This is a genomic window from Ectobacillus sp. JY-23, from assembly GCF_023022965.1.
Taxonomy (GTDB): Bacteria; Bacillota; Bacilli; order Bacillales; family Bacillaceae_G; genus Ectobacillus.
This window is the reverse complement of the sequence record NZ_CP095462.1, coordinates 3,163,054-3,179,545: the sequence shown is the minus strand read 5'-3', so window position 1 is coordinate 3,179,545 and position 16,492 is coordinate 3,163,054. Positions and strand designations below refer to the sequence as shown.

Annotated in this window: 14 protein-coding genes, 1 pseudogene and 1 riboswitch; of the genes and pseudogenes, 5 read left to right on the top strand and 10 right to left on the bottom strand. The window is 38.4% G+C overall.

Going from position 1 to position 16,492, the window contains the following annotated elements; genetic code table 11:
* Window position 1: 1 nt before the first annotated feature.
* Window positions 2–673: a C39 family peptidase gene (locus MUG87_RS16040; RefSeq protein WP_247087732.1), complete on the bottom strand. Its 672-nt coding sequence runs from the start codon at window positions 671–673 to the stop codon at window positions 2–4.
* A 518-nt stretch (window positions 674–1,191) separates the two neighbouring features.
* Here MUG87_RS16040 and qoxA point away from each other — a divergent pair.
* The 4 genes from qoxA to qoxD are packed head-to-tail and all read left to right on the top strand — an operon-like array spanning window position 1,192 to window position 4,941.
* Window positions 1,192–2,058: a cytochrome aa3 quinol oxidase subunit II gene (gene qoxA / locus MUG87_RS16035; protein WP_247083466.1), complete on the top strand. Its 867-nt coding sequence runs from the start codon at window positions 1,192–1,194 to the stop codon at window positions 2,056–2,058.
* A gap of 27 nt (window positions 2,059–2,085) precedes the next feature.
* Window positions 2,086–4,017 (top strand): cytochrome aa3 quinol oxidase subunit I, encoded by a 1,932-nt coding sequence (gene qoxB / locus MUG87_RS16030; protein ID WP_124565094.1) that lies wholly within the window; start codon window positions 2,086–2,088, stop codon window positions 4,015–4,017.
* Between the two features lie 13 nt (window positions 4,018–4,030).
* Window positions 4,031–4,642 (top strand): cytochrome aa3 quinol oxidase subunit III, encoded by a 612-nt coding sequence (gene qoxC / locus MUG87_RS16025; RefSeq protein ID WP_247083464.1) that lies wholly within the window; start codon window positions 4,031–4,033, stop codon window positions 4,640–4,642.
* 2 nt (window positions 4,643–4,644) lie between these two features.
* Window positions 4,645–4,941, top strand: coding sequence for a cytochrome aa3 quinol oxidase subunit IV (gene qoxD, locus MUG87_RS16020; RefSeq protein WP_247083462.1), 297 nt, complete (start codon window positions 4,645–4,647; stop codon window positions 4,939–4,941).
* A gap of 138 nt (window positions 4,942–5,079) precedes the next feature.
* On the opposite strand, the gene MUG87_RS16015 is transcribed toward qoxD, so the two are convergent.
* From MUG87_RS16015 to MUG87_RS15980, 8 genes and pseudogenes are all read right to left on the bottom strand, one after another.
* Complete coding sequence (locus MUG87_RS16015) at window positions 5,080–6,363, bottom strand: NCS2 family permease (protein WP_247083460.1); 1,284 nt, start codon at window positions 6,361–6,363, stop codon at window positions 5,080–5,082.
* A 329-nt stretch (window positions 6,364–6,692) separates the two neighbouring features.
* A complete protein-coding gene (locus tag MUG87_RS16010) occupies window positions 6,693–7,088 on the bottom strand; it encodes a hypothetical protein (protein ID WP_247083458.1) in 396 nt (131 codons plus the stop codon).
* A gap of 48 nt (window positions 7,089–7,136) precedes the next feature.
* Window positions 7,137–8,249, bottom strand: a complete 1,113-nt coding sequence (locus MUG87_RS16005; RefSeq protein ID WP_247083455.1) for a 3D domain-containing protein — start codon at window positions 8,247–8,249, stop codon at window positions 7,137–7,139.
* A gap of 185 nt (window positions 8,250–8,434) precedes the next feature.
* On the bottom strand, window positions 8,435–9,412 hold the full coding sequence (locus tag MUG87_RS16000; RefSeq protein ID WP_247083453.1) for a LacI family DNA-binding transcriptional regulator: 978 nt from the start codon (window positions 9,410–9,412) through the stop codon (window positions 8,435–8,437).
* 12 nt (window positions 9,413–9,424) lie between these two features.
* Window positions 9,425–10,024, bottom strand: coding sequence for a TetR/AcrR family transcriptional regulator (locus MUG87_RS15995; protein ID WP_247083450.1), 600 nt, complete (start codon window positions 10,022–10,024; stop codon window positions 9,425–9,427).
* 158 nt (window positions 10,025–10,182) lie between these two features.
* Window positions 10,183–11,337 carry an RNA-guided endonuclease InsQ/TnpB family protein gene (locus MUG87_RS15990; protein ID WP_247083448.1) on the bottom strand — a complete coding sequence of 385 codons (1,155 nt, stop codon included), beginning with the start codon at window positions 11,335–11,337 and terminating at the stop codon, window positions 10,183–10,185.
* Window positions 11,334–11,756 (bottom strand): annotated as a pseudogene (locus MUG87_RS15985) (IS607 family transposase); the annotation flags it as partial. The gene MUG87_RS15990 and the pseudogene MUG87_RS15985, both read right to left, overlap by 4 nt.
* Window positions 11,757–11,758: 2 nt before the next feature.
* Window positions 11,759–13,015: an MFS transporter gene (locus tag MUG87_RS15980; RefSeq protein WP_124565101.1), complete on the bottom strand. Its 1,257-nt coding sequence runs from the start codon at window positions 13,013–13,015 to the stop codon at window positions 11,759–11,761.
* Window positions 13,016–13,174: 159 nt separating this feature from the next.
* A riboswitch (SAM riboswitch) is annotated at window positions 13,175–13,279 on the top strand.
* Window positions 13,280–13,361: 82 nt separating this feature from the next.
* Between MUG87_RS15980 and MUG87_RS15975 the strand changes: the two genes are divergently transcribed.
* Window positions 13,362–14,063 (top strand): aspartate/glutamate racemase family protein, encoded by a 702-nt coding sequence (locus MUG87_RS15975; RefSeq protein ID WP_247083446.1) that lies wholly within the window; start codon window positions 13,362–13,364, stop codon window positions 14,061–14,063.
* A 111-nt stretch (window positions 14,064–14,174) separates the two neighbouring features.
* Here MUG87_RS15975 and helD read toward each other — a convergent pair whose 3' ends face one another.
* Entirely contained in the window at window positions 14,175–16,460 is a 2,286-nt protein-coding gene (helD, locus tag MUG87_RS15970; RefSeq protein ID WP_247083444.1) for an RNA polymerase recycling motor HelD, read from the bottom strand.
* Window positions 16,461–16,492: the final 32 nt, after the last annotated feature.

The window sequence follows — 16,492 nt, the reverse complement described above, 5'->3', positions numbered from 1 at the left end:
ATTAAGGACTTAACGAAATAGCTTGCTTACCCATTTGCTCCCATGCTTTTTCAAAATTAGATCGAGGAATGGCTGTTTGAGGCTCTTTTGCCAGCGGATCATTCACGTATACATATTCTTTGTCATAGCCAATAATAACTACACTATGTTCGTGATACGTAATTTTCACTTCACCCGCAGACGTTTCCCATGTTTGAAATTCACTTTCTGGGAGCGGCACAAACTCAGCATTTGTTATTACCCAAACTGGCGTACCCATACTAATAGCCTTATATATGTCCTCTACGTCACGACCTGTTAAATTAAATAAACCATTTGGCAAATACTTCTGTCCTAATGCAAAAATTGGTTGATGGTATACACCATATCCTGGGTTTCTTTTCGTATAAATATCTCCTACAAATCCTTCATGCGGATTTCCACGCATCCCATTCTCTTGAAATGGAACCTTTTTAATCTGTTGAGCCAGCTCCATTTTATCCACATTTACGCCCCCGTATTGCAAAAGCATGGCTAGACTTGTTACTTCACAGCCTCGCTCCAGCTCGGGAAGTTGTCGGATAAAAGGAACCCCTTCGACCATCGCGCTTTCCTTCATCTCCGAACTAACATCCATTTTCAATTCCTGAAATGTTTGTGAAAACTGTATCTTTCCCTTTTCCACAATATCCATTACATCAGTGCATCCACTCAGCAGCCCCATTGCTAAAGCTAGTACAACCAACTGATTTACCTTCCTCATGCCTAATTGCTCCTACTAAATATATTTTTCTATTTAAAACTTCGTTAAACACCCATAATATTTTCATATTATTTTAACTTCATACTTGATTGCAAGGCAACTTTGATTTAGGGATTGCCTTTTACACCTATACATTTCTTTATCTACAATAACTTTAGCATAACCTACAAAAAAATCTTTTTTCATTCACTTTACGAATCTAACACTCATCCTTGGATATTATTAGGTATTTTGGTATAACTTTATTAGACAGAAAATTCTAAAATAAGACATATGAGTTCAAATTTAGTTTACAATGTTGTTACCTTGATAACGTTAGACAAGGTAGCAAACGTCCATTTGTGTCTATTTTTCAACAATGTCTGTCAAACTATTGTCAATACTAGTTTTATAGGGTTATATTATTTTATTGACATAGTGATACCTAAAAAAGAAAGGAGATTTGCACCGTGCAACTCAAGAAAGCGTTATGGAAAGTTCTCCCGCTCTCACTGATCACGGCGTTTCTTGGCGGATGTCAAAACCTTGTTCTTTTGAATCCACAAGGACCTGTTGCGAAGAGTCAATCTGACTTAATTATTTGGTCTTTTGCATTATTGTTAACCGTTATCGCGGTTGTATTCATCTTGTTCACAATTGTTATTATCCGTTATCGTGAAAGACCGGATAATATGGACTATGAGCCACCTGAAGATGAAGGAAACGTTTGGTTAGAAATTGTTTGGACGCTAGTTCCGGTTTTAATTGTTATTGCATTGTCAGTTCAGACTGTAAAAACGACATTTGCTTTAGAAAAACCACCGGAAAAATCCAAAGATATTAAACCAATTGAGATTTATGTTACATCAGCAAACTGGAAATGGTTGTTCAGCTATCCGGAGGAAAATATTGAAACCGTTAACTACGTCAATATTCCTGCGGGTGTTCCTGTGAAATTCAAGCTGACTTCTGTTGGTCCAATGAACTCATTCTGGGTACCGGAGCTTGGCGGTCAGAAATATACGATGGACGGCATGATTATGGATTTATACTTACAAGCTGACAAACCAGGTGAGTATACAGGCCGAAGCGCTAACTTCTCAGGAGAAGGTTTCACACACATGGAATTCCAGGTTGTCTCTCAAACAGCTGAAGAGTTTAAAGAATGGAAAGAAGAAGTTAAATCTACAGCTCCTAAATTGTCTGAAGACAAGTATAACGACATTATCAAGCCAGGTGTTGTGGGACGCATGACGTTTTCCAACAATCATCTTGATTATGTAGATCCTGAATCTCTTGAGTACTGCGACTACAACTACTACAAAAATAAAAAATAATGCCTACTACAGATTGGAGTGAAAACAGTGAAGCTTGATGAATTTTTTGTCACAGGCGATCCCATTATTTATGGTGCCGACGCTTCTATTGTTTTAGTAACATTAGGTATCATTTTTGTACTGACAAAGTACAAAAAATGGCGTTGGCTTTGGGATGAATGGTTAACATCCGTTGATCATAAGAAAATTGGTATTATGTATATCATCTCTGCGGTATTGATGTTATTCCGCGGTGGTGTGGACGGCTTAATGATTCGTGCGCAACTAAGCTTCCCTGGCACACCATACTTGGATGCCGAGCATTACAATGGTATTTTTACAACGCACGGTACAGTTATGATTTTGTTCATGGCGATGCCATTTGTTATCGGTTTAATGAACATTGCAATTCCACTGCAAATTGGTGCACGTGACGTTGCATATCCTTATTTAAATGCACTTAGCTTTTGGTTATTCTTTATTGGTGCGATGCTTTTCAACATTGCCTTCGTTATCGGGGGATCTCCTGATGCAGGCTGGACAATGTACTTCCCATTAGCAGGTACGGAATTTAGTCCTGGCGTTGGAAACAACTATTACGCAATTGCCTTGCAGATTTCCGGTCTAGGTACATTGATGACTGGTATTAACTTCTTAGTTACCATTTTAAAAATGAGAACACCTGGTATGAAGCTTATGCAGATGCCAATGTTCACATGGTCTATTTTGATTACTTGTGTAATTATCATTTTCGCATTCCCAGTGCTTACAGTAGCACTTGCGATGATGACATTTGACCGCGTATTTGGAACAGCATTCTTTACCATGGCAAACGAAGGTATGCCAATGCTTTGGGCGAACTTGTTCTGGGTTTGGGGTCACCCTGAAGTATACATTGTTATCTTGCCGGCTTTCGGTATTTTCTCTGAAATAGTCAGCACATTCTCTCGTAAACGTTTGTTCGGTTACAATGCGATGGTTTACTCTATGGTTGCAATTGCAATTTTGAGTGGTCTTGTATGGCTGCATCACTTCTTTACAATGGGTGCAAGCGCTGCGGTTAACTCCTTCTTCTCCATCTCAACGATGGCGATTTCGATTCCGACAGGGGTTAAAATTTTCAACTGGCTCTTTACCATGTATAAGGGGCGCATACGTTTTAGCGTGCCAATGCTGTGGACGCTTGGATTTATTCCAAACTTCGTAATCGGCGGTGTAACAGGAGTTATGCTTGCAATGGCGGCGGCTGACTACCAGTATCACAACAGCTACTTCCTAGTTGCTCACTTCCACAACGTATTGATTACAGGTACAGTATTCGGTATGTTTGCTGGTTTATACTACTGGTATCCGAAAATGTTCGGTCATAGATTAAATGAACGTCTTGGTAAAATTGAGTTCTGGCTATGGGTGATTGGTTACAATATCTGTTTCATGCCTCAATACTTCTTAGGTCTTGACGGTATGACACGTCGTATGTATACGTACTCAGATGATCTTGGTTGGACTTGGTTGAATCAATTATCTTCTGTTGGTGCGGTTCTGATGGGTATCGGTTTCCTTGTTCTTTGCTACAACATCTATTGGAGTGCACGTTATGCAGAGCGCGATGTAACTGGCGATCCTTGGGATGGAAGAACGCTTGAATGGGCAACTCAGTCTCCTGTTCAGCACTATAATTTTGCTGCCCTTCCTGAGATTAAGTCTATTGATGCTTGGTGGTACATGAAGAAAAATGGTGAGTCTCACATTGATTGGAAAAATGTAAAGCCAATTCATATGCCTAGCAATACGAACTTAGCGTTCCCATTATCCATCATGTTCTTTATCGCTGGATTTGGTTTGGTATTTACTTGGATTCCAATGGCGATCATCGGTGGTATCGGTATTTTAATCGGATTGTTCATGCGTTCCTTTGATTACGATGACGGTTATTATATCAGCGTTGAAGAAATTAAAAAGACAGAAAATGTTGCATGAGAGGTGAAGCATAATGGCAGCAGTCAGTGAAGAATACAAAAATGCCCCTCTTGAGTATCAAGACGCGCAAAGTCGCTTGAATATTCTTGGGTTCTGGATCTTCCTTGGAGCGGAAATCGTGCTATTTGCTACACTTTTCGCTTCCTATCTTGTGTTGGCTGGCCGTACAGCGGACGGTCCAACACCGTTAGAAATGTTTGAAATCACGCCGATTATGATTGAAACGATTATCCTTTTAACAAGTAGTTTCACATGCGGTATTGCCATTCATGAAATGCGTAAAGGCAACATGAAAGGCTTATTGACTTGGTTTATTATTACTCTTATCTTAGGACTTGGCTTCCTTGGCATGGAGATTTATGAGTTTGTTCACTATGTACATCTTGGTGCAACTATTCAAACAAGCGGATTCCTTTCTGCATTCTTCACGCTTCTAGGAACGCACGGTGCCCACGTTACAGGCGGTATCCTTTGGGGTATTGCAGTCATTATTCAGCTTTTGAAACGCGGATTAACACCTGTTACAGCACGTAAAGTGTTCATCATCAGCTTGTACTGGCACTTCCTTGATGTTGTGTGGATCTTCATTTACACATTAGTTTACTTGAATGGGTTGGTGGCATAATTATGGCACAACAAAAAACACAAAATCATAAAGGCTTTCCATGGTCTCACGTTTTTGGATTTGTTTTATCACTTGTTTTAACATTTGCGGCTTTGTTCATCGCATACTCGCCGCTTTCATTGGCAACAATTTTAACTGTTATTATTGCTCTTGCCATTGTTCAAGCGATTTTGCAGCTTGTGATGTTTATGCATATGTCTGAAGGAGAAGGTATTACTCAAACCATTTCGATTGCATTCAGCTTCTTTATTGCAGTTGTAACAGTTGGTGGTACTGTTTGGATTTTCTTCTCCATGTAAGTAAAAAAGAACGTCCCAATAACAGGACGTTCTTTTTTATGCGCTATTTTTACATCATTCATTAGTTGACAAGGTGAGCTTTCTACAAATTAGTAATGTAAAAGCACGCAGGATTCTAATCTGCGTGCTTTTACATTACTATCCTAAAAATAAATGACAGCCAAATAATACAGCAAATACATATAACAAAAATGGAACTTCTTTTGCCTTTCCCCTAGCAATTTTCAAAAGTGGATATAATAAAAATCCAATGGCGATACCATTTGCAATACTTGACGTGAGGGGGATACTAATGACAGTTAAAAATGCAGGCAGTGCTTCCTCAAATTCATCCCACTCAATATCACGAATACTTTTTGCCATTAAGCTTCCTACAATGATTAGTGAGGGTGCAGTAATAGCAGCAACACTTGATAATGAAGCAATAACCGGACTGAAAAATGCTGTTATAATGGTTAAGACGATGACAACAATACCTGTTAAGCCAGTCCTTCCACCTGCGGCAATGCCTGCTGAAGATTCAATTGTGGCAGCTGTCGGGCTCGTTCCAAACATAGCACCAGTTGTACCACCAATGGCATCCGCTACAAAGGCCTTACCAAAGCGATCTTCTGAAGCATTCAATCCTGCTTGCTTAACAAGGCCTAGCAAGGCGCCAGTTGTGTCAAATAACAACACTAACAAAAATGAAAATACAACACCATACAATCCGTATTCGATTATATCTGAAACAGCTGTAATTGGATTAAACGTAATTATCCCTTCTGGTAAGTGTGGCACTTGCACCAACTGATCACCAAATTTTAGCTGACCTGTCAAAAATGCAATTACAGCTGTAACGAGCATACTTACGAATAATGCACCTCGCACGTTCAATGTCATCAGTATAGCGGCAATCACGATACCTGCTAAAGTGAGACGAACAGCTGGCGAGTGAAAGTCCCCAATCGTCACCAGGTTATTTGGATGATCAACAATAATACCAGATAAACGTAGACCAATAAATGCAATAAACAAACCGATCCCCGCCGCAATAGCATGCTTTAGGCTATCGGGAATCGCTTCAATCAATTTCTTACGAAACGATGTGAGGGACAAAATAAGAAAAATGAGCCCCGTAACAAATACAGCAGCAAACGCCACTTTGTACGTAACATCACCCTGTACAACCGCATAAGCGAAATATGCATTCATACCCATGGCTGGGGCAATAATGATGGGGTAATTGGCCAATAAGGCCATCGCAGCCGTTCCGGCAATGGTTGCAATAATTGTAGCCATAAAGGCCTGATCAAATGAGATACCTGCATCTGATAAAATCTTTGGATTGATGACAAGTATATAAGCAAACGTAAAAAAGGTTGTAATACCAGCAAGTACTTCTTGCTTAACATTTGTACCGTATTTAGACAAATTAAACATACATAAATTCCTTTCTATCCCTTTCGAGTCAGTATAAAAATGAATACTTAATCATACCAATCCGTAAAAATGAAAGTCAAGGTATGTCATTATAGTCAAACTAGCAAGATAAGGCGGAATATTTATTTAAATGACATTTTTACAAGAGTTAGGACGGAAGAGATAGCCGTGCTGAGGACCGTACGCACTGACGCGAGTGCTTTCGTTTTCTTTACTGTATCTATAAGCCGCATAGACTTGCGCAGATTGCTTATAGGTCTCTATGCTGAGTTTTACACATGTAGAAACGGGAGGCTGTCTCATGTCAGACAGCCTCCCGTTATTCTACATTATTTTTGAAAAGAATAAAAAGTTAATACGCCATCTACCTCATCCGCGCTCACAAATGTGTTTTGGTTTTGAATTTTATGAATCCCTTCAGGTCCTTGTTCGCTGGATGGAACAAGTCCTAAATATACGGGGAACATCGGGAATGTGACATCAAAAAATAAAACTGCATTGGAGCGTTCTGCCGCTACCGCAAGAATAGGACTACCTTCTATCAGGGCTGTTGTTAAGTTTTCAACCTCGCTGCCTCTGTTTTCACTACGACTATCCGGGTATAAACCAGCCTCAGCTGCTGTTTCAAGTTCAACAACAGCGACAATTCCTTTTTTATCTTCATATAAATTATCACCGGTGCGAATAGCAGCCAGTACATATTTCCCATCGTTTGTTACCGCCACACTCGTTACTTTGGCATGCATTGAGAGTGTAGTAAAATTAACTCTTCCTTAATTACGAATAATAACTTTTATGGCTTTTTTCCGTCCCCACTTCATAGCTTCTGCTTCTGTAGTGAACAATACATCAATAATATTACCTTTAATTCTCCCACCTGTATCTCCAGCAACTGCCTCACCGTAGCCTTCTACCCATACACGTGTTCCAAGTGGGATAACACGAGGATCAACCGCAATGAGCCTTATGTTAGGATTGGCTTTCAAATTATATCCAGCTGCCGTAATTCCTTCACCAAGCTGCAAGCTTTTCTCAACGCTATAAGCAGTAGATTCCATGTAAAGTACTTCTCCTGCCGGCGCCGGACCAGGGGGCTTCATTTGCTGAATTTGCTCCGCGTTTCGTTTTGCTTCTTCCTGCTGGCGTGCCATTGCTTCTTGAATGCTGCGGATATTCGCTTCCAGCGCTTGTTTATCCTGCTCAGCCAATGCAATTTGATTACCAATTTCAGCATACTTCGTTTGAACGGTCTGTAACATAGATTGTTTTACTTGTATATTCGCTTCTAGCTCGGCTTGATTTTTAGCAAGCTTTTCATGCTCTTTTACTAAAATCTGTTCCTTTTGATCAATAATGCGCTTGTCCGCTTCAATTTGTGCTTTATCTTCTTGTTGCATACGCATAATATCTTTATCTGCATCAAGAATGGTTGCTACAGCCTTCATTTTTTCCAATAAAGTTGCTAGATTCTCAGAGTTAATGAGAATCTCTATAAGCAAACTAGAATTATCGTTGTTTTGCATGGAAACAATACGCTTTTTCATAACTTCTTGACGCGCTAGCACCTTATTTTCAAGAACAATGATAGCCTCTCTCTTTTCTTGAATTAACTGCTGCGTCGCATCAATGTTAGCTTGATTGATTTTCATTTGCTTTTTAGTTTGATTTATAGATGCATTTACCTCTTCCAAGGATGCTTGTAATGCTTGAATTTCTTCGTTTAGCTTTGCTCTTTCCTGTTCTTTCTGCTGAATCAACGCATTATTTTGTTGTAATTGCTGCTCCGCTTGATTCAGGGCGCCATTTGCTTGTGCATGCATACCTGGACTAATCATTACTAGAATAAGAGCGCATATGGAGCCGGTAATCTGTTTGATCAGTTTCATAATTCTACCCCTCTCTCCTTTTAGTTATAACATATTTAGAGAGAAAGTTATTTTACAAGTTCTTTAAATAGAATACGGACGTTTTAATATAAGGATATAATAGCAAATAATATATGTACAAAAAGAACAGCCAAGTGTTTACTGTAAATCCTACACTTCTCTGTTCTTTGGATGTGATCTATACATTATGTTGTAGATCTCTCAATTAAATGAAACATGAGCTGTTGCTTTTTAGGCTCATACTTATCACTGTAAATATGCTTGTATGTCAGTAAAAATGCCGCTTCCCCTAACTTTTCACCAGGATACTCGATGGTTGTAATATCAAGCACCTGTGAAATAGCATGATTATCAAAGCCAATAACTGCTAAATCCTCTGGTACTCGTATATCATGCTTTTTAGCCTCAGCAATAATGCCGGCCGCTACCTGGTCGCTCGAAACAAGTAAAGCGGTAGGCTGGTTCTCCATATTCATTAGCTGCTTTACCACACGTACCCCATCGGCAATTGTTAAACATTGTTCAAACATCCATTCTTGCTGTAAAGGTGCTCCAATTTGCATCAACATATCTTGATAGGCTTGCTTCCGTAAACAACTGTTATAGCTATTTCCTCTTGCAATACAGTATCCGATGCTTGTATGTCCTCTAGAAATTAAATGCTTCATGCCAAGCAAGAAGCCTTCATAGTGATCAATGTAAACCGAAGAAACTAAATGCTGCCCTGTATCTTCACAAGCGACAATAGGTCCAAACTCCGTGTAAGGCTCTATTTCTTCCCATTTACTGGTTTTGGAGCAAATGATGACACCATCCACTTGCCTTGTCTGTAAAAGCTGTAATGCTTGCTTTTCCTCATTTGCATTATAATTTGTCTGGCATACCATGAATTGATAATGTTGTTCTAATGCTTTCGCAGCAATTCCTTTTAAAATAGTAGAAAAGTAAGGGTGATCTACAAAAGGCAAAACAACCGCAATGATGTTTGTTTTACCTTTTGATAAATGCACCGCATTCATATTCGGTGTGTAATTAAGCTTTTTGACAACCGCCATGACTTTCTCCCGCTTTTGCGCACTGACGTAAGGATAGTTGTTTAAAACGCGAGATACAGTTGTAACAGATACCTCGGCCATCTTAGCAATTTCTCTAATGTTGGTCACTTTCTCCACCTCTTACTCTACAGGACCAAATAACTGAATGCCGCATGGTATAAACAACTTCCATACGTCACGTTCCGGTCCATCAATAGTTGTAAGACGTAGTCCATTCAAAAAACTTAAATAGGAAATTGCTACAGCTTCCACATGTAATATGCGCAGCTGCCCAAGCTCTTGACCTCTCTTTATTAAAATTCCCATCTTGTTTTGAAATAAATGAAAAAACTGATTTAAGATTTCAAACTCTCTTTTAAAACGTTCAGGCTGACCAAGCACTTGTTGAAACAGTCTTAAATAAACAGGCTGCTGAGAAATCAGCAGAACATGCTTTTGTACCAACGCTTCAATTTCTTTCATCGGATTTACTGCATTACTGTCAAAAGACAGCAGTTCCTCTCCTAACTTTTCAAGTGGTTCTTTTATAGTCGCATAGAAAAGCTCCTCTTTACTTGCGAAATACGTAAATACACTGCCAAATGAAATCCCGGCAGCGTTGGCAACCTTGGCAATTGTTGTATCATTGTAGCCATGGACTGCAAATAACATAGTTGCTTCTTGCAAAATCTTTTCACGCTTTTTGTGCATCGCTTTCATTTGATCTTCTGATAATGCCATTTTACTTTTCCTGCTACTAAAAACATAGACAAACGTCTATTCTTAGAGTATTCCTGCTTCTACGAACTCGACCTCGCCAATTACTCGCTACTATCGTTTGTATAGTTCTCCACAGGCGTAAATTCCGATGTAGCCCACCGTACATATATACAATTTATTTAAGTTAGTATTGTATATTCTTTTGCTTGTAAAAGGTTGATAGATGCATTTAAATCTCTATTCATGATGTTTCCGCAATCGCATTCATATATTCGGTCAGATAGCTTTAAATCAACTTTCTTTTGACCGCAACATGAGCACAATTTAGAAGATGGATAGAATCTGTCTACTTGGCGTAATTCAATACCATATTCTTTGCATTTTGCTATTAGCCATGTTTTAAACATATAAAAACATTGTTCTGCGACTGATCTAGATAAATGCTTATTTTTCATCATCCCTTTTACGTTTAAATTCTCAATTGTGATATACATTGGCTTGGCTTTCACCAATTCATTCACAACCCATTTTACATACTCTGTTCGTATGTTTGATAGTCGAACATGTTGCTTTTGTACTCTAAGAATGTTTTTGTTTATATTTGCTCTTTTAGCAACAGTTTTTTCACCTCTCTTTTTTAGATTTTCGTATTTGCGTGACAAAGAGCGTTGTTCACGTTTTAATTTCTTCTCTAATTTCTTCAACTTTGCTGTTTTATTAATGTTTTTGTGGACTTTACCATCACTACGAACAGCAAAATCTTTTATGCCTAAGTCGATGCCTAGACCACCTTCATTTAATTTGTTTACATGTTTTCTTGTATTCACTTCACAAAGGACAGATACAAAATACCTTCCTGCCTGTTGAGAAACAGTTCCACTTTTTACAATCGCATCTTTCGGGATATAACCATACTCTTTTAATTTTATCCAACCAATCGTTGGGATTTTTATTCTGTGCCTTTCTACAGTCCAATCAGTTTTATTGTTCTTAGGGAAATAACATTTGACATTTTGATTTTTCTTTTTCTTGTAGCTAGGAAATTTAGACAACCCTTTGAAAAATCTATTAAAAGCCTTATCACCATTCATGATGGCTTGCTTAACAGCTTTGCTAGATACTTCTTTGATCCATTTATCGTATTCTTTTGTGTGGATATTATTCAACCATTTAGAGAAGTCATAACCACTCATAAACTTTTTCTCTCTTTGATACAATTCTTTGTTTTTGGCAAGATAAAGATTGTAGACATACCTACACACTCCGATGGTTTGGTTGATTTTAGCTATTTGTTGAGTTGTCGGCTTAATCTCAATAAAGTATGCTTTTTTCATAACTCTTTATCCTCCGACAGTTTCTTTTTATATTTTCTCAATCCATATATTCTGCAACTGAAAACATGAATGATAGATATTAAGTCTTGAACAAGTTCTTCTTGAGGTGACAACTTATCATTGTTAACAACAATGATTTCTACTGCCATCTTGCGAAGAAATCGCTCAAACCAATCATAACCAAACCGAACAAACCTATCTTTGTGTGCGATAATAATTCGTGAAACTTCACCTTCCGCACATCTATCAATCAACTTGTTCCATTGTTTTCTATTGTAATTTAAGCCACTACCAATATCCGTAACAATTTCATCAACTATCATTCCTCTTGCATTGGCAAATGTTTTCAAAAACTCAATTTGATTTTCCAAATCATCTTTCTGTCCTTGATTAGACACTCTGGCGTAAATAAGAGTCTTACCTATACCCCCACTTCAACGATTGACTTCGGTTTCTTTTTTCCCAGTTCCCGTAAAGGTTTTAATGTAGCTGTCAATACGAGAGCCAATATCATCAAAGCAAGACTAGTAACTGCCAAAACTGTTTGCGGTCCTGCAATGTCAGCAAAAAATGTTCCAACTCCCACTGCAATTGTTCCAAATACACTGTGTAACATCCCTAAAAAACCAAATACTCTACCTTGAATAGCAGGTGCGGTTTGCACACGCAAAGCAATGTTAACAAGCAGAGTTGAGACAGCAAACATAAAGCCAAGTAAAATAATAAACGGGTATACGTAAGAGATATATTCGATTTCCGAAATGCAATAGTAAATGGGCCCAATTAATAAAAAACCGCCAAAGATCCAATATCCTTTTCGCTGGATTCGTGTATCTAATTTCATAATAACGAGTGACCCCAGAATATAACCGAATGGAATACAAGCTTCTATCAAGCCAAACTCCCATCCCTTCGCCTTCCATGTTTGAACAGCTGTTACTTGAATCATCATTAACGCCATTGTAAATGATGATCCTAAAATCGGAAAAAGAATAAGTACGGAACGAATGAAAGGTTCTTTTACAAGCAATTGTAAACCTTCCTTAAAATCCTTAAAAAAAGACTTTTTCTCTTGAAGCTTGCCATCATGTTCTACTGCAAGATGAGATTGTGGAATGACCCCTGCCATCAAAACGAATCCTGCCGATAATATATAGGTACATGTATTTACTAAAAAGGCAGTAAAACTTCCAAACAATCCAATAAATAACCCGCCAAGAGCCAATCCACTAATACGAGAAATATTATCCATAATTGTAATAGCACCTGTCGCTTTTGACATATTCTCTTTTTCTACTATGTTGCTTAATGAGGCTTGAAATGCAGGACCATGGAATAGTCCGATAAAGACTTGCAGTCCAAATAAAACGATGAGAAATGGAATGGATGTAAAGGATGTATACATACAAGCTGCTACAACGAAAATGATAGCTGCATTCAGTAAATCACACACCCACATGATGGTACGGCGGTCATAGCGATCAGCAAAGGTTCCTGCCACTCCCCCGAATAATACATTAATAGCTAAAACAACCATGAAAAATACAAACATGATTCTAGCGCTTCCTGTCGTTTCTAACACCCAAAAGTTAATAGCGATGGTCGAAAAACTGCTTCCAAGTAACGAAACACCATAGCTTAGGAATAAATAACGAAATATTTTATTTTGAAACAGCATGCTGTTCCTCCTTATGTTTTATTTATGATTGATTAATCAATCATAAATAAAACATAACATATATTGGAAATTAAGTACACATCGATCATAAAATATTTTATATTAGTTGTATTTTTCTAAAAATACTGAGATAATATGAACAATTGCATAATTTACTCATTCTTATCATGAGAGGCGGAGGGACTGGCCCGACGATGCCTCAGCAACCCCTGAAATTCAGGAAGGTGCTAATTCCTGCAGAGCAAAAGCTCTGAGAGATAAGAGGTCGAACTCAATAAAAAAGACCTCTTATGACAAGAGGTCTTTTTTATGTCCTCTGTCACATTTTATTCTAAGGAGGATTTGTATGAAAACAATTGGCATGATTGGTGGATTAAGCTGGGAGTCGACATCACTGTACAGTATGTATTTAAACGAATTTGCCCAAAAAGCATGCTCTCATTGCGCTCCCCTAGTAATTCAAGGGATGGATTTTACTGAAGTGACTCATTGGTTAGAACGCGGTGATGATGAGTCGCTCACAACTGCACTCATTGAAACAGCACAGCAAGTGGAAGAGATGGGGGCTGACTGTTTGCTGCTTTGTTCAAATACCGTCCATATTTTTGCAAACGAAGTCGCTGAAGCTATATCCATTCCACTTCTTCATATTGGTGATACTAGCGCCGAAGCAATCCGTATGCAATCTATAAACAAAATTGGCGTACTCGGAACAAAACACACACTCAAAAAAGATTTTTATGTTGAAAGATTAGAATCTCATGGTTTACAAGCGCTTTGTCCAAGTTCAGAAGAATGCACCTGGATGCACAACATTATCATGAATGAACTCAGTCAAGGAATTTTATCTCCTAAAACAAAAGCCGGCTTTCAAAATATCATTCAAAACTTAATTGTACAAGGTGCGGAGGGCATTTTATTGGCCTGCACTGAAATTCCTCTTTTAATTACGCAAGAAGACGTGTCAGTACAATTGTTTGATACAGCGTACTTGCATGCCAAACAAGCCATTTCGTTTGCGCTACAAAAAGAAACATCTCCTCTATAAGGAGATGTTTCTTTAAAAATTTATATACCTTTCTTCTGTATATAAGGTTAATATAAAAATAATCTTATATAATGGAGACGGGTATATGCGTTTTATGACATTTGGATCACTCTAGCTTTGCCAATCTAGTAAGGAACGTTCAATGCTATTCAACAATACATCCTCTTCTTGCTGTGCAAATACAGTTAACTGATGCAAAGGTCTTGTCATCGCTACATACATCAACTTGACGTCCAATTCATCTTTTGTAAAACGTTCTTTATAAGAAACAATCCCTACACAATCAAATTCCAACCCTTTTGCAACGTGTACAGGGAGAATGGAGAGCATATTATGTCGTAGTTCTTGCTGCTCTGTCATTAATGCACACGGTAGCTTTTCCTGTAGCAAAAGGTACAGTTCTTTGCATTCTTCTTTTGTTCTTCCAAGCAAGGCAAACGATTTAAATCCATGTTGCTTGCCTTCTTTTACAAAACATTCCACAGCCTCCTGCAAAGCGGCTGCCCCTTCGTATTTTTGAAAAACAGGACGATTTCCATGTCGTACTACCGGAATAGCAATCGGGACACGTACATCACTGTGACCGGTCAAAACCGCATTTGCGACGTTCATAATTTCGATTGTTGTCCGGTAACTGCTTTGCAATGTTAAATAATTAGCTTTGGGGAAGATACGCTTGATTAGCAAATCCCAATCTTTAATTCCTCGGTATCCATGAATGCCTTGCGATAAATCGCCCAGTATCGTAAACAACTCTGTACCACACACTTTTTTAAGCACAAACATTTCAAATAAGGTGTAATCCTGTGCCTCATCAATAATAATGCTTTTTATTTTTATATTCTTTTTCACACCGTACAGATGGTGTTGTAAATATAATAGCGCAGCTGCATCACCTACTTCATAATGAAACTTGCGCTTTCGCAAAGAAGCTGTCATATTTGCTATAATTGTTTCGCTCAATCCTTCGGGCCCATACTTTCGCATGTTCTCTGCACTTTGAAGGAGCTCCTTATAATAAGAAAACACATCTTTTTTCGGAAACTTTTTTATATAGCTTGCCACCGCTGTACGACATTCCTTCTGAAACTCTTTCAGCAGCGCTTCCTTTTTGTCCATCAGACGAATGACAGTTTCCTTACGCCTTGTCGCGTCTCTTATAAGGAGTGCTCTTTCAATTTTACTATCATAATGTTCAATAATACGCGCTTCCATTTCCTTTTTCTTGGCTTTCACATGATTTTGCAATACACGCTTCAGTTTGTCGATTCGTTTATATACCGGTAAATATTTATATTCATATAAAAACAGCCTTCTAAGTCTTTCGTGTTTGTAAACCGTGAGCGTACCAATACAAAAATCCTCCTGCGGCAGAAGGCTTCTTTCAATATCTTGCATATATCTGCTTATCATTTTGGCAAACGGTAACGAGCCTTTAAAAGACAACAAGCGTTCTTTTTCCCGCTTTACTTGCGCGTCTTCCTCCTGTAATAAATCAACAAGAGCCTCATCCATACGTGCAAATATCAGCTTTACATTAATACACTCTGTTACAAAATCTAAAAAAGTAGTTTGTTGCACTTGATCTACCCCGAGTTCAGGCAATACATCTGAAATATAGGTTAAAAATAATTTACTTGGTGCTAAAATCATCATAGATTCGGGGGCAAAATATTGCGCGTGCTTGTAGATATAGTAAGCGATGCGATGCAGTGCAATCGTTGTTTTTCCGCTCCCCGCCACACCTTGTACGATAAGAGGATGATATAGGTCAGCACGAATAATCCGATTTTGCTCCTCTTGAATGGTTGATACAATTTCCGTCAATCTGCTTTCAGCATTGCCGCCGAGAGATTGCTGCAGAAGTTCGTCCTTTGTTGTAATATCAATATCACGTATTTCCTGCAGTGCCCCGTCCTCAATGATATATTGCCTCTTTAAGGATAAATCTCCCTCTATCATTCCGTCTTCTACCTCATAAGAGACTCGACCTAGTCTACCATCATAGTACACATTGGCAATCGGTGATCGCCAATCTACAATAATATCTTCTTGCGATTCACGGTCAAACAAAGATATTTTCCCGATATATAGTGTCTCTGGTGCGCTTTGTGACGTATTTTGAAAATCAATTCTAGCAAAGTAAGGCCTATGCTGAACACGTTCTAAATGGCGATGTTCACGCTCTGTCATCTCTAAAAACTTGGCATTTGTCAGAAGACTAATATAACCTAAAGAGCTATCGTCAGAATTTAAGTTCATAATGGCTTGCCGGATATGTTCCCGATATTCTGTTTCATTGTTTCGCGCTGCCTCTAGTAACAGTTGAATATACGACTTTGTAAACACAAATCGATCTTGTTCTGCTATATAATCCGGATGCTTTTTTGCGTACATCATCATCCTCCTCTCCATTTGTACATTGGGTT